At 64.6% G+C, this 13,355-nt stretch carries 12 protein-coding genes; 8 read left to right on the top strand and 4 right to left on the bottom strand.

The window, feature by feature from the left end:
- Nucleotides 1-82: 82 nt before the first annotated feature.
- The gene (locus tag ACFWO3_RS08955) at nucleotides 83-553 is read left to right on the top strand and encodes a nuclear transport factor 2 family protein (protein ID WP_378576284.1); all 471 of its coding nucleotides are present in this window, start codon (nucleotides 83-85) and stop codon (nucleotides 551-553) included.
- Nucleotides 526-1,317, top strand: coding sequence for an SDR family NAD(P)-dependent oxidoreductase (locus tag ACFWO3_RS08950; RefSeq protein ID WP_378576281.1), 792 nt, complete (start codon nucleotides 526-528; stop codon nucleotides 1,315-1,317). The genes ACFWO3_RS08955 and ACFWO3_RS08950 overlap by 28 nt, the downstream gene beginning before the upstream one ends.
- 88 nt (nucleotides 1,318-1,405) lie before the next feature.
- On the opposite strand, the gene ACFWO3_RS08945 is transcribed toward ACFWO3_RS08950, so the two are convergent.
- Nucleotides 1,406-2,497 carry an amidohydrolase family protein gene (locus tag ACFWO3_RS08945; RefSeq protein WP_378576279.1) on the bottom strand — a complete coding sequence of 364 codons (1,092 nt, stop codon included), beginning with the start codon at nucleotides 2,495-2,497 and terminating at the stop codon, nucleotides 1,406-1,408.
- Between the two features lie 184 nt (nucleotides 2,498-2,681).
- On the opposite strand from ACFWO3_RS08945, the gene ACFWO3_RS08940 reads away from it, so the two are divergent.
- Nucleotides 2,682-4,034 (top strand): aminotransferase class I/II-fold pyridoxal phosphate-dependent enzyme, encoded by a 1,353-nt coding sequence (locus tag ACFWO3_RS08940; protein ID WP_378576276.1) that lies wholly within the window; start codon nucleotides 2,682-2,684, stop codon nucleotides 4,032-4,034.
- An 8-nt stretch (nucleotides 4,035-4,042) separates the two neighbouring features.
- On the opposite strand, the gene ACFWO3_RS08935 is transcribed toward ACFWO3_RS08940, so the two are convergent.
- From ACFWO3_RS08935 to ACFWO3_RS08925, 3 genes are read right to left on the bottom strand one after another with little or no spacing between them, the layout of a single operon-like run.
- Complete coding sequence (locus ACFWO3_RS08935; RefSeq protein WP_378576273.1) at nucleotides 4,043-5,011, bottom strand: LLM class flavin-dependent oxidoreductase; 969 nt, start codon at nucleotides 5,009-5,011, stop codon at nucleotides 4,043-4,045.
- A complete protein-coding gene (locus ACFWO3_RS08930) occupies nucleotides 5,008-6,312 on the bottom strand; it encodes an NtaA/DmoA family FMN-dependent monooxygenase (RefSeq protein ID WP_378576270.1) in 1,305 nt (434 codons plus the stop codon). The genes ACFWO3_RS08935 and ACFWO3_RS08930 overlap by 4 nt, the downstream gene beginning before the upstream one ends.
- Nucleotides 6,313-6,347: 35 nt before the next feature.
- Nucleotides 6,348-7,187, bottom strand: coding sequence for a sulfurtransferase (locus tag ACFWO3_RS08925; protein ID WP_378576267.1), 840 nt, complete (start codon nucleotides 7,185-7,187; stop codon nucleotides 6,348-6,350).
- A gap of 172 nt (nucleotides 7,188-7,359) precedes the next feature.
- Between ACFWO3_RS08925 and ACFWO3_RS08920 the strand changes: the two genes are divergently transcribed.
- The 5 genes from ACFWO3_RS08920 to ACFWO3_RS08900 are packed head-to-tail and all read left to right on the top strand — an operon-like array spanning nucleotide 7,360 to nucleotide 13,354.
- Nucleotides 7,360-8,229 carry a sulfurtransferase gene (locus ACFWO3_RS08920; RefSeq protein WP_378576265.1) on the top strand — a complete coding sequence of 290 codons (870 nt, stop codon included), beginning with the start codon at nucleotides 7,360-7,362 and terminating at the stop codon, nucleotides 8,227-8,229.
- Entirely contained in the window at nucleotides 8,226-9,173 is a 948-nt protein-coding gene (locus ACFWO3_RS08915; RefSeq protein WP_378576263.1) for an ABC transporter permease, read from the top strand. Before ACFWO3_RS08920 ends, ACFWO3_RS08915 begins: the two co-directional genes overlap by 4 nt.
- Complete coding sequence (locus ACFWO3_RS08910; RefSeq protein WP_378576261.1) at nucleotides 9,170-10,015, top strand: ABC transporter permease; 846 nt, start codon at nucleotides 9,170-9,172, stop codon at nucleotides 10,013-10,015. The genes ACFWO3_RS08915 and ACFWO3_RS08910 overlap by 4 nt, the downstream gene beginning before the upstream one ends.
- Nucleotides 10,012-11,661 carry an ATP-binding cassette domain-containing protein gene (locus ACFWO3_RS08905; RefSeq protein ID WP_378576258.1) on the top strand — a complete coding sequence of 550 codons (1,650 nt, stop codon included), beginning with the start codon at nucleotides 10,012-10,014 and terminating at the stop codon, nucleotides 11,659-11,661. Before ACFWO3_RS08910 ends, ACFWO3_RS08905 begins: the two co-directional genes overlap by 4 nt.
- The gene (locus ACFWO3_RS08900; RefSeq protein WP_378576256.1) at nucleotides 11,654-13,354 is read left to right on the top strand and encodes an ABC transporter substrate-binding protein; all 1,701 of its coding nucleotides are present in this window, start codon (nucleotides 11,654-11,656) and stop codon (nucleotides 13,352-13,354) included. The genes ACFWO3_RS08905 and ACFWO3_RS08900 overlap by 8 nt, the downstream gene beginning before the upstream one ends.
- The last annotated feature ends 1 nt before the right edge of the window (nucleotide 13,355 follow it).

Here is a 13,355-nt window from a genome sequence, read left to right as displayed (position 1 = left end):
GCTTCGACCAGCGAAACCCCGCCCAACTGAAATGAAACGTGTTCTCATTGGCTGCATCGACGAATCGGCCAGGGAGGACGACGTGGCGGTAGACGACGTCGCACACATCGAGCAACTCAAGTATCGCTATATGCGAGCGCTCGATTGTCGCAGGTGGAACGAGTTCGCGGAGACGCTCACCGAAGACGTCGTCGCCGAATACGGGGAACACCTGCGTTTCACCTCACGCGAGGAAGTCCTCACCTTCATGCGCCGCGCGATGCCGCCAGGATTGATCACCGAACACCGTGTGACACAGCCGGAAATAGTGGTGAATGGCGACGTGGCGACCGCGATCTGGCAACTCTCGGACATGGTCATGCATCCGGCGCACGGGTCGATGCTGCGGGGAGCGGCGATCTACGAGGACGAGTACGTCCGCGCAAGCGACGGAAACTGGCGTATCGCCCGCACCGGTTACACCAGAACGTACGAGTACACGGTCGACGTCGGGAATCTCCCCGGTTTTCGGATGACCGTCGATCCATGGCAGTCCGGAAAGGAATTCTTGTGACCGAAGACCTCAGCGGCAAAGTCGCGCTCGTGACCGGCGGGGGACAGGGGATCGGCCGGGGAGTTGCCCTGGAGTTCGCCCGCTCCGGTGCTCGGTGCTTCCTGATAGGCCGAACCCGGTCGAAGCTCGAATCCGTGCTGACCGAGATCGCAGCCATCACGTCGGTGGACGACGTAGCAATTCACGAGGCCGATATCGCCGCCGACGGTGCGTGCGAAGCCGCGGTGTCCGCTGCGAAAGAATCCTTCGGCGGAATCGACATCCTGGTCAACAATGCGAACTCGGCCTTTCCCGTACCCCTGGACGAGTCGGGCGACGAGTTCTTCGACTACGCCCTCCGCACAGGACCACGAGCGGCGTTACGTCTGATGCGTGCCGTTCACCCGTCGATGGTCGAACGCGGCGGCGGAGTCATCGTCACGATGATCACATCGGCCGCGGTGCGTTGGGACACCTCCGGATTCGGGGTCTATGCGGCGACGAAGGAAGCGATGCGAACCCTGACGCGCACCGCGGCGAGCGAGTGGGGCCACGAAGGCATACGCGCGCACTGCATCGCCCCACATGCACTGACTCCCGCCCTCGAGTGGTGGATCGACAACAACCCCGAGGATGCGGCCGAGTTCGTCCGCACGATCCCGCTCGGGCGCATCGGGGACCCCGAACGCGACATCGGCCGAGCGGTGACCTTTCTCGCCTCCGACTCGTCGCGGTATCTGAGTGGTGCGGTCATTCCCCTCGACGGGGGCCAATCACGTTGGTGACGGTGCCTCGCGATCGCCGAGGAGTCGTTCACCGTTCGTCGCCGTCAGTCAGTGTCGAACCATCGACGAGTCGGCGAGAACGTCTGTTTCACCGGACAATTCGCTCACCTCCGACCCAGACATCGACGATGTCTCGTACCGCGCCGATGTCGGCCGTCGGATCCCCTTCGACGAGCACCAGGTCGGCGCGACGACCGGGGGTGAGCGCTCCGCGATCGTCCAGGTGGAAATGATGCGCGGGCAACCACGTTGCCGCGCCGAGCGCTTCGGACGGAGACCATCCTGCGTCGACGAGGAGTTCCAACTCACGGTGAAGCGAGGTGCCGAGGGGGATCGAGAAGGGCGCTCCCGGAGATTCCACGGAGTCGGTCCCGGCGAGCACCGGGACACCTGCAGCGCGCAGCGCGACAACGGAGTCCCGGGAGTTGACGTAGTCGGTTCCGGGGCGATCGACTGCGCTGGTCAACGTTTCGGAAACACACAGTGTGGGAATGGTGATGCGCCCGTCCTGCGCGAGACGTCGGGCAAGGTCGGCGTCGACCGGTGCGTCCATCGGGACATGGGTGACGATGTCTGCTCCGCACTCGACGGCGAGACGGAAGGATTCGATGCTGGCAGCGTGAGCGACGACCCGCACGCCGCCGCGATGGGCGGCCTCGACGACGGCGCGCGCGACCTGCGGGCTCGGGCCACCACGCCCCGGTCCCTCGAGCACGATCTTGATGAAGTCGGACCCGTCGGCGATCCGCCTGTTCACCTCGGATGGAACCTGTTTCGGATCGGTGACGACCGCGTGGTCGGAGGTGACGAAGTGAGAGTGTGGGCCGTCGGGACCGATGAACGGCACCCCCGCACTGAGGATTGCGGTCGTTTCCGACTGATTGCGAAGAGAATTCGTGAACTCGGGCGGCCAGGAGGCCATGTCGAAGGCGGTGGTGATGCCGTTGGCGGCCAGTAGGTCGAGATCGTGTCGATCCGAGAGGTGCAGGTGGGCGTCGACGAGCCCGGGCAGGAGGGTGGCTCCGTCGGCGTCCAGCGTTTCCACGCTCGTCGTACACATCTCTCCGGGAACATCGCCGCTGGAGATCGAAGTGATCAGGCCGTCGGATGCTGTGAGCGTCGACCGTTCGGACAGGCCGTCGCCGTCGAACAGTCGGACGTTGATGATGCGAAGGCTCATGATCGAGTCCTTTCCTCAGTCGTCTCCTCGTATCCGACAGTGCCCTCTCGCAGGGCGACGCGCAGGCCGATCAGTGGAAGTCGACGGCGCCCCACCATCGAATGCGCACACATATTTCGAATCATGCGACAACACAAATCGACGTGTGAACACATATGTCTGCCATACTGGCGAGGTGCAAAACGTGGAGTCGGAGGCTGGATCGACAGTCCTTCTGCAGGCATTGGAGTCCAGCTCGCCCCACACGTCCGAGTCCGTGCGAACGGTGACAGCACAATTGATTCGGGACGGCGACCTCGCGGCCGGCGTTCGTCTACCGACCGTGCGGGAACTCGCCCAACATTGCGGGCTGAGCACGCGAACCGTCGTCAATGCGTGGGGAGAACTGCGAAAACACGGTCTCATCGCAACCAATCGTCGCGGCGGGACGGTGGTGGTGTGGCGAAGCGAAGATCCGGGCCGCTCGCTGACTGCCCGAGATCTGCTCACCGGCAGTCCCGATTACGACCTCCTACCCGATCTGGCACCTGCGATGCTCGCCGGTCTGCGCACGGACCAGCTGAACCGTCCGGGCCGCGACTACATCACAGAGGGATTGCGCGACGCGGTGGTCGATGGGTGGCCCTTCGACGCCGAGGCGTTCGTCGTGGCAGGCGGCGGATCGGAGGGGTTGTTTCTGGCAGTGGACGCGGTCGCGCCGAGTGGATCGCTCATCGCGGTGGAGGAACCGGTGATGCCGGGGTTCCTCGATACTCTCCGCGATGTCGGCTACGACGTGGTCGGTATCGAATCGGACGAGAACGGGGCTGTTCCCGATTCGCTCGCCGCGGCTCTCGAACGAGGGCCGTCGGTGGTGGTACTCCAGCCGGAAGGGGCGTATGCCGCGCTCGGGACGATGTCGGAGCAGCGTGCGGCCGAGCTCGCGGCGGTGCTGTCGGCGGGCCGGTCACTGCCGTGGATCGTCGAGGACGACGCAGTGGGTCCGCTCGCTCGGTCACAGGCTCCGTCGCTCGGTAATCACTTTCCGGAACACTGTGTTCGGGTGCGCAGCTACTGCAAAGCCTTCGGCATGGATATCCGAACATGTGTAATCGGAGGGAGTGCGGAGTTGGTCGAGCAGGCCATCCATGCCCGAGTGCACGGTATTGCCGCCAACAGCAGGATCTTGCAGAATGCCTTGGCCCACCTGATCACCGACGGCGCGACGTCAGCGTTGATCGAAACCGTGCGCGAACGCTATTCGGCCCGCAGGGCGGGACTGCTCTCCGCACTCGCCGATCGGGGCGTCACGGCGAAGTCCGGAATCAACAGCCTGGTGATCTGGGTGGATGTGGCCGACGAGCAGGGAGCGTTGCTCAGCCTTGCCCGTAGCGGCGTGATCGTCGGCTCCGCTGCGAAGTCACATGTGGGGCAGAGTCGGCGTGGTGCGGTGCGGGTGGCGGTACCCCAGCTGCCCGACGACGCCGCCGGTGTCACGGAGTTGGCCGATCTTCTTGCCTCGGCAGCCGATTCCACCCAGCGCGAGTTCCTGGACTGAACCGTTCCTCATCGAATCGGGTGGGACCCGAGTTGCGGTGCAATGTCCTCGCTGATGCGGCGCAGGCAGTCGAGATAGCGGGGGTGGTTCACCGCCAGCGGAATGGAGAACAGCACATCGGTGGTTGCAGCACGGTCCGGGTCGCCTACGACATCATTCACGATCCGGTCGGCGGCACCGAAACGGATCAGGCTGTCCGCGAGAAATCGTTCACGGCCCGACCCACTGTCGAAATCCGGGTAGAACGCGGGGCTCGAGCGGATATCGATATCGAGCATCTCCAACGAATCACGTTCACTGTCGCCCGGTAGCACCGCCAGGCTCGAACCGATTCGTGGCTCGGTAGGGCACGCGGCCAGATATGCGTCGACCAGTTCTGTGACGCTGCCGCCCGCACGCGCCTGTGAGTTGCCGTGGGGGAGTAGCCCGTCTCCGGCGGCACCTGCCCGGCGGGCTGTTTCGATGTTTCCGGTCGACTGCCAGATTCGCGAGCGCAGGGTCCCTGGTGGCGGGTAGAGAGCCACGCCGTCGACGACGTGTCCGGTCTCGAGAATGCGGTGGAGAGTCGTCACGCGCTCCGCATAGAGAGATTCTCGATTCGAGTCGGCGACGCCGAATCCTGCGTAACTCGACGCGGAGTGCCCGAACCCCAGTCCCTTCCCGAGACCCAACTCGAGCCGACCTCCAGCGAGGGTGTCGGTGACGACAGCATCCTCCGCCAGACGCACGGGGTGTTCGAACGGAACCGTCACGACTCCCGTACCCAGCCGAATCCTGCTGGTGTGCTGGGCGACGGCGGCCACGAAAGGAAACACGGAGGGCAACGCCGCATGGTGCGCTTGGAAGTGGCGCGTCGCGAACCAGACGGAGCGAAAGCCGAGTTGTTCGGCGTGCACACCGATCTCGATAGTGCGCCGATAGATCTCGGCGACAGGTGGACCGCTCCGCAACTGTACGAACAGCGAAGGTGCCGTCATAGCCCGTAATGGCCTCTCAAGCTCGTGGTGTCGTACTCCGTGCGGAAAATCCCTCTACCCCGCAGGATCGGGAGCACCTGCTCGACGAAATCTTCCAGGCCGCCGGGGAGCTCGTCGATCATCAGATTGAATCCGTCGCACGCTCCACTCACGAACCAGTCCGTGATGAAGTCCGCCACCTGCTGGGCGTCACCCACGACCTTCGCGTGCACACTGCCCGAGGCGAGAAGACGCGCTGCGCCCCTGGTGTCGGATCCTGTTCTTCGCACGTTCTCGAGCAGGACCGCACGCTGGCCTCGTGATCCCGCATCGGTGTTCTCGTCTGGAATCGCACCCCAAGGGAATGGTGCGTCGAGGTCGAGGAGGGCGGGGTCGACGCCGAGACGCTCGGCAAGGTTCAGCAGTTGCACGTCATCGGGTATGAGATCGATGAGTTCGCGTTCTCGTTCTCTCGCAGCGGCTTCGGTGCCGGCAAGCACGACGATCAGCCCCGGAAGCAGTTTCACGCTGTCGGGATCGCGCCCGGCATCGGCTGCCCGACGACGGATCTCCGCACGTCGGTCCATCGCAGAGGTGGGGTCCACATGTGCCGAGTAGATCGCATCGGCGGTCCTTGCGCCCAACTCGACCCCGTGTGTCGATGCGCCCGCCTGGATGAGCACCGGCCTGCCGTGGGGAAGTGGCGGCGTTTTCAGTGGGCCGGCAACCCGAAAGAAGGTGCCGTCGTGGTCGATCGGGCGCACCAGGGCGGGATCGAGGTAGCGGCCGCTCGCCTTGTCACCGACGATCGATCCCGCGGGCGCCGAATCCCACAGTGCCGTGACCACGTCGATGAACTCCTCGGCGCGCGCGTACCGCTCTGATTTCGGGGGCGCGGCGTCGAGTGAATAGTTGCGTGCTGCAGCGTCTCCGCCGGTCACGACGTAGTTCCATCCCACCCGCCCACCGGACACCGCAGCGAGCGCGGCGAACGACCGCGCCAGATTGTATGGATCGTTGTACGAGGTGGTCGCGGTGACGACCAGGCCGATACGTTCGGTGTGGGCCGCGATCACTGTTTGTGCCACGAACGGGTCGAGCAAGCGGCTCGGCGAGTTCCAGTCCTTGGCCTGCACGTCGGGCGAGTCCGCAAGGAAGACGGCGTCCAACAGTCCACGCTCGGCGACGCGCGCCACGTCGAGATAGTGATCGATGCTCGTGAAGTGCTCCGGTGGTTTGGTGGCGCGCCGCCACGGGCTGCCGAGTGTGCCTCCGGGTATGAGGTTGGCATTGAGAATGACGTGTCGTGGCAGATCTGCCATGAGAGCTCCAGGCGTTCGAACGTGTCGGGCAAGGGTCAGGATGTGGTCACGGGCTTCGGTGCGGCGTCACCTCGAACGAGCGGCCGGGCGGGGTCAGCTGTCCATTGTGAGAGCGATCCCGGATACAGCGCGACTTCGATGGACAACGTTGCGAGCACGAACACCTGTAGTGCCGCTGCGACCGCGCTGCCGCAATACGTCGCTGCGGGGACCGAATCTGTCAGACCCAGGTGTCGATATCGCGCACGCAGTGTTGCCTCGTCACGCAACAACCCGTTCTCGTCGAAATCGTCCGCAACCGGGGCAGCGAGAGCGCCCGGTATGTGCCCCTGTTCGTCTTCACCTCGATAGAGCCCGTGTGAACGTGCATCCAGAAGGACACCGTGTGCAGGTAGGCCTGCGACATCTGCGGTGTGCGCAACCGGAAGGCCACCCGGACATGCAGTCACCGTTCCAGCAGTGACCGGTGCGATGGTGGACACGAGCCGTCCTCCGCTCGCATCCCATGCCTGCAGCCCACCGTCCAGGATTCGGACGTCGGCGAGACCGGCCCACTTCAGTACCCACCAGGCACGTGCTGCCGGCGCAGTTCCGGCATCGTCGTAGACCACGACTGTGCTGTCGGAATCGATACCCCACGAGCGCAATGCGGCCGTGAGGTCGTTCGACGCCGGAAGGGGACGTGTGCCGGACTCGGCACTGGCTTGCCCCGCGAGATCGGTGTCGACGTCGACATACCGTGCCGATGGCAGGTGGCGCAGTGCGAATCGCGCTCGGGCGGAGCCGATCCCGACATCGAGTATTACCAACTTCTCGGGGGGATCGTCACGTAGTCGCACCGCGGACACGAGAAGTGCGAGACGTTCGCTTGACATCCGGCCTCTTTCGTCGGTTCCGATGAAACATGACGACAGATTATGTGTCCCAGGTATGTGAACACATAATTCGCGTCGCGCTGACTTTTTGTGTTCACGGCAGTGCATCGAGGTCTTATGTTTTCCTCGCCGGGGTCATCGGATCACGGCGAAAGCGAACGAGAGGCCTGCCATGCGAGACGTCGAGACGAATCGCGTCGTCGACGCGAGATGGTTGCGAAACCATCTGTCGGACCCGACGGTCGTCGTTGTCGAGGTGAGCCGCACGCCGGCTGCCGCGTCCGAACCGAGCACCATCCCGGGTGCGCACGCCGTGTACTGGAAGGATCTACTGTGGCACCGCTCGCGTCGTGAGTTCATCTCGCCGAGAGCACTCGTCGAACACCTGCACGCCTGGGGGGTGCGCGCAGACACCACCGTGGTGTTTGCCGGCGACCCGACCCAGTTTGCCGCCTACGCGATCTGGGTCGCTTCTGCCGTAGGTGTAGGCGGCGATCTCCGTTACCTGGACGGCGGTGTTCCTGCCTGGCTCGACAACGAATCACCGACGGTCGCCACGACAACACCATCCGTTGCGCCCCATCCGGTTTCGGCACAACTGCCGCTCGGTGCTCCGCGCCTCGACGAACTCGTCGTGGGGCGGACGGAGGTGCTGGCAGCTATCGACACGTCGACGACGATCCTGGACTTGCGCTCACCGGAAGAGTTCGCCGGGCTGCGTGTGTCCCCGGCGACCGAGCCGATCGACCACGGAGCCGAGCGCGCCGGGCACATTCCCGGGGCGCTGAGTCTTCCGGTGCAGGACTTGCTGGACAGTCGCGGACTCCTGTTGCCGGTGGACGAGATTCGCGGTCGGGTGAAAGCGGCGGGGGTCGACCTCAGCCGGCGCACCATCGCCTATTGCCGGTTGTCTCACCGAGCAGCTCTCGGCTGGCTGATCCTCACCGATCTTCTCGGTGGGCGCGACGTACGCGTCTACGACGGTTCTTGGACGGAATGGGGCAGCTTGGTCGGAGCCCCCATTTCGGAACCGGCCCGATGAGGGTCGACCAGCGCGTCGTCATACGTCGGGTCGTGGGAGCTGTCGTGTCCGCCGTGTTGATGATGTGGGCAGCAATCACGCTGGCGTTTCTCGCCGTGCACGTGACACCGGGTGATCCCGTCACCGCAATCATGGGGGAGTCGAGCGACCCGACGCTCCGCGCTCGGATCGAAGCCGATTGGGGACTCGATCGCTCACTCCTCGTCCAGTACGGCATGCATCTCGGTCGAATGTTTCACGGCGATCTGGGCTATTCGTACGTGCGCGGCGAACCGGTGACGTCGGTGCTGTTCGGCGAGCAACTGGTCACCAGTGCGCAGCTCGCTGGGTGCGCGCTCGTTCTGGCAGTGGTAGTGGCTCCGTTGCTCGCCGTGCTGACGGCTGGGCGGCGTGACGTGCTCAGCAGGTCCGTCTCAACTGCGGAAGTCGTTGTCGCATCAGCGCCACCCTTCTGGACCGGCCTGATCCTGATCTGGGTTTTCGCGTTCACACTGAAGGTCCTCCCGGTTACCGCCGGAAACGAGTTTCAACGCTTGATCCTCCCGTCCATCACGCTGGCGTTGCCGATCGCCGCAGTGCTGGCGCAAGTGATGCGTGAAGGCATCGAGAGAGCATTGGAACAACCGTTCGCTCTCACGGCCCGGTCGCGGGGGATCGGTGCCACGAGCCTGCGTCTTCGGCACGGCCTGCGTCATTCGTTGATTCCGGCCGCGACTCTTGCAGGTTGGGCGGTGAGTGGACTTCTGACGGGGACCGTGGTCATCGAGCAAGTTTTCGGCCGCGCGGGCATCGGGCGCGTGATCGTCGAGGCCGTCACCTACTCGGACATCCCCGTCGTTCTCGGTGTCGCCCTTCTGACGGCAGCCGTCTATCTGATTGTCACGACGCTCGTGGACCTCACCTACCTGCTGATCGACCCGCGACTTCGGGAGGAAACGGCATGACCACCATCGACTCCCTCCGACGACGAGGGGTCTCGATCCCGAAGCACCCTGCCGCAGTGTGGTTGTCGGCGACCGTGCTTGCACTGGTTGTTCTCGCCGCCCTGGCGCCAAACCTGATCGCGTCCGGCGATCACACCGACCTGACAAACGCGTACCACGCGCCGTCCTTCGCGCATCCGTTCGGAACCGACCAGCTCGGTCGCGACGTGCTCACCAGAGTCGTTCACGGTGCCCGGTTGTCGCTGTTGATCGGCGTCTCGGCGACAGCGCTCGCCGTTGTCGCCGGAGTGATTCTGGGCGTGGTGGCCGGCATCGGGAACCGAGTCGTCGATGCGGCCGCTTCGCGCACCTTCGATCTGCTCGGAGCCTTTCCGGAGATTCTCCTCGCTCTCGTCCTGATCACCTTCACCGGAACAGGTACACCCAATCTGATTCTGGCCATCGGGATCGCGTCGGTGCCGCGATTCGCGAGGGTCATGCGCGCGGAGACCCGCGCCGTTCGGGGCAGTGAGTTCGTGGCTCAAGCGAGCCTGCTCACGCGGTCGACGACGTCGATCGTGTTCCGCCACGTTCTGCCGAATGCGCTGCGGTCGCTTCCGGTCGTCGTCACTCTCGGTCTCGGCACGAGCATCCTCGGCACAGCGGCGCTGAGCTTCCTGGGGTTCGGCCCGAAACCGCCCGATCCGGAGTGGGGGTCGATGCTCGCGGACGCGCAGGGCGATTTGCGGATTGCCTGGTGGTCGGTGGCTTTCCCCGGTCTCGCGATCACTGCCGTCGTGCTGGCCACCACGGTGCTCGGCAGATACGCCGGTCACCGGTTCGAACGAAGGAAGACGCCATGACGTTGTCCTACACAACGGATTCCGTTGCGCCACCGTCCATTGCGGACGAGACCGTCGAGGATCGCGACACGATGCTCCGCGTCCGCAACCTGCGTGTCGGTTTCTCGGAAAGCGACGATGTCGTGAAGGGGGTCGACCTCGATCTACGACGCGGGGAGATCGTCGCCATCGTGGGCGAGTCCGGTTCGGGGAAGTCGGTGACGACGCGCAGCCTCGTCGGTCTCGCGGGCGAGGGTGCTCGAGTTCGTGCCGACGAGTTCGAGTTGTTCGGAACCTCGGCCCTGCACCGGACCGAACGGGCGTGGAGGCAGGTCCGCGGGCATCGCGTCGGTCTCGTGCTGCAAGACGCGCTGGTCTCGCTCGACCCTCTTCGCACCATCGGAGACGAGGTCGGTGAGGCATTGCGCGCGTTGCCGCGGAAACAGCGCAACACCCGGATCGACGAGCTACTGGCCTCGGTCGGTGTACCCGACCCGGCGATTCGCCGCAGGCAGCGCGCTTTCCAGCTGTCCGGTGGCCAGCGGCAACGTGCCCTGATTGCGTCCGCGCTGGCCGGCGACCCCGACATTCTCATCGCGGACGAGCCGACCACTGCTCTGGACGTCACCGTCCAGGCCCAGGTACTCGAACTCCTCGTCCGCCAGGTCGGCGAGGGCAGATCGATGATCCTGGTCAGTCACGACCTCGCGGTGGTTGCTTCGGTGGCCGATCGCATCCTGGTGATGAAGTCGGGTCGGGTCGTCGAAGCGGGGCCCGCCGCGCAGGTCATCGGGCAACCGCAACACGAGTACACCCGAGAGTTGATCGCGTCGGTGCCGCACGGCCGAGCGGACGCTTCGCCTCCGCCGGACAGACCGGTTTTCGCGGCGACGGGGCTCGGCAAGTCGTATCGCGTACGGGGGCGCCGCGTACCGGCAGCCTCCGGAATCACGTTCGACGTCACCGCCGGTGAGATTGTCGGCATCGTGGGCGAGTCCGGTTCGGGGAAGTCCACCGTGGCGAAGATGGTCACGGGACTTCTCGATCCGGACACCGGCGAGATGCTCTTCGAGGGCGAAGAACTCACTCGCAGGACGCGGAGCCCCGGCCGAATCGGACTGGTGGCGCAGGATTCCGTCGGGTCCTTCGATCCTCGCTACCGCGTCGGCGAGATCATCGAGGAGAGCGTTGCCCTCAGGGTTCATCGACGTGGGCGACGCGCAGAAGTCGCGCGGTTACTCGACGCCGTCCACCTGACTGCGGACACCATCGATCGTCATCCGCGTGACCTTTCCGGTGGACAACGCCAACGGGTCAACATCGCCAGGGCACTTGGGTCACAGCCCCGACTGGTGGTGTGCGACGAGCCGGTCTCGGCGCTCGACATCTCGGTGCAGGCCCAGATTCTTTCTCTGATCTCCGAACTAGCGCGGACTCGGGGAGTGGGCATCGTCTTCATCTCGCACGATCTCGCGGTCGTTCGACAGGTCTGTCATCGGGTGCTGGTCCTCAACGCCGGAAAGATCGTCGAATCAGGTTCGGCCGAAGACGTTTTCAGCGCCCCGACCTCCGCATATACCCGTGCACTACTCGAATCCGTACCGCGGCCACCATTCGTACCCGAGTCGACGGTATCGGGCCTCACAGGAAGCTACTCGCGTGCATAAACGCATCATTCGACTGTTCACCACTCTGATCCTCGGCACCGCCCTGATCGCGGGCTGCGCTTCCGATCCCGAGCCGGGAAGTGCGGGTACCGGTCCCACATCGCCCCCACAGGAGGGCGGGACATTCACCATCGCCTTGCCGAGCTACCCGGAACGTGGCCTCAACCCGCATTACGGCGCACCGTTCGATGCCTCCCAGGTTCTCCGAAACAGCTACGACAGTCTGATCTCCGAGGACCGCAACGAGGAGTTCCATCCATGGCTGGCAAAGGACTGGACCATCTCACCCGATGGCACCGTCTATGAGTTCTCGCTGCGCGAGGACGTCACCTTCCACAACGGCGAGAAGTTCGATGCCAGCGCAGTGAAGGCGAACATCGATTCACTCCGGGACCCGCAGTCGCCCTCGTGGACGACGCTCGGTTTGCTCCAGTACTCGAGTGTCGCCGGCGTGGACGTCCTCGACGAGTTCAAGGTGCGCGTCACACTCGCCACGCCCCGCGCCGATTTCCTCTCCACACTGGCGGGACTCAGCGGTGCGATCATCGCACCGAGCAGCCTCGCAGCCGACGAACACACGCTCACCGCAGGGAACGAGTTGGTAGGTAGCGGTCCCTTCGTCCTGGAGAATGCCGTTCAGGGGCAGGAGATCCGGTTCCGCAAGAACCCGAACTACCGGTGGGGCCCTGCGACAGCACTGCACGAAGGTCCCGCGTACGTCGACGAGGTGGTCGTCAAGTACGTGCCCGACGCATCCACACGAGCGGGACTTCTGCGAAGCGGTGAAGTCGATGCGATCGGAACCGTGAAGGCCACCGACATCGCACTCTTCGACGGCGCAGGCGACTTCCAGTACGAACAAATCGGTTCGGCGGCTTCGCCGTCGGTGATCATGCTCAACCGCACGAACGGTCCGACCACCGACGTTCGCGTGCGGAGAGCGATCGTTCAGGGAGTCGACGTGGCGTCCGTCGTGGACAACCTGACGAAGGGAACTCAGCAGCGGGCGTGGAGCCTCATCTCTCCTGACAGCGCCTACTACGACGCCAAATACGAGAACACCGGCACAGCCGATGTGGATTCCGCCCGGAGTCTGCTCGACGAAGCGGGCTGGAAAGGTACGGACTCCGACGGATTCCGTACCGACGATGCCGGGCGTCGGCTGACCATCAGGTTGGTCGCGACGACGCCGATCTACCCCGAGGACGACTTCCTCGAGGCTTGGCAGGCCGAACTTCGTCAGAACCTGGGTGTCGAGGTCGAATTGAAGTACGTCGAGAACGCCCAGATCTACGACCTGCTTGCCCGAAACGACTACGAAGCGTTCCCGCGTCAGGTCGGGGGACTGGATCTCTCGCTGCAGTTCAATCGTGCGTACGGGTCCACCTCGCCGGACCTGAAGTACGGGCAGGTGGACGGGATCACCATCGGATCCATCGTGGCCGGTTCCAAGCTCGCCGACCCCGAAGTGGACCGGTGGCTCGTCGCAGCGACCAAGGCGACCGACCGCGAAGAGCGCACCCGCCTGTTCGACCGGATCACCGGCTACCTGCTCGACAACGCCATCGCGATCCCGCTGTACACCGATCGCAACAGCGTCGCGGCCGATTCGGGGATTCACAACCCGACCTCGCTGTTCGACCCGCCGCGCAACAGTGTCAACGCCTGGGCCTACGACATCGCCGTCCGCTGAA

The sequence above is a fragment of the Rhodococcus sp. NPDC058521 genome (assembly GCF_042719695.1).
In the GTDB taxonomy this organism is placed as follows: Bacteria; Actinomycetota; Actinomycetes; order Mycobacteriales; family Mycobacteriaceae; genus Rhodococcus_F.
This window is presented reverse-complemented; position numbering and strand designations above follow the sequence as displayed.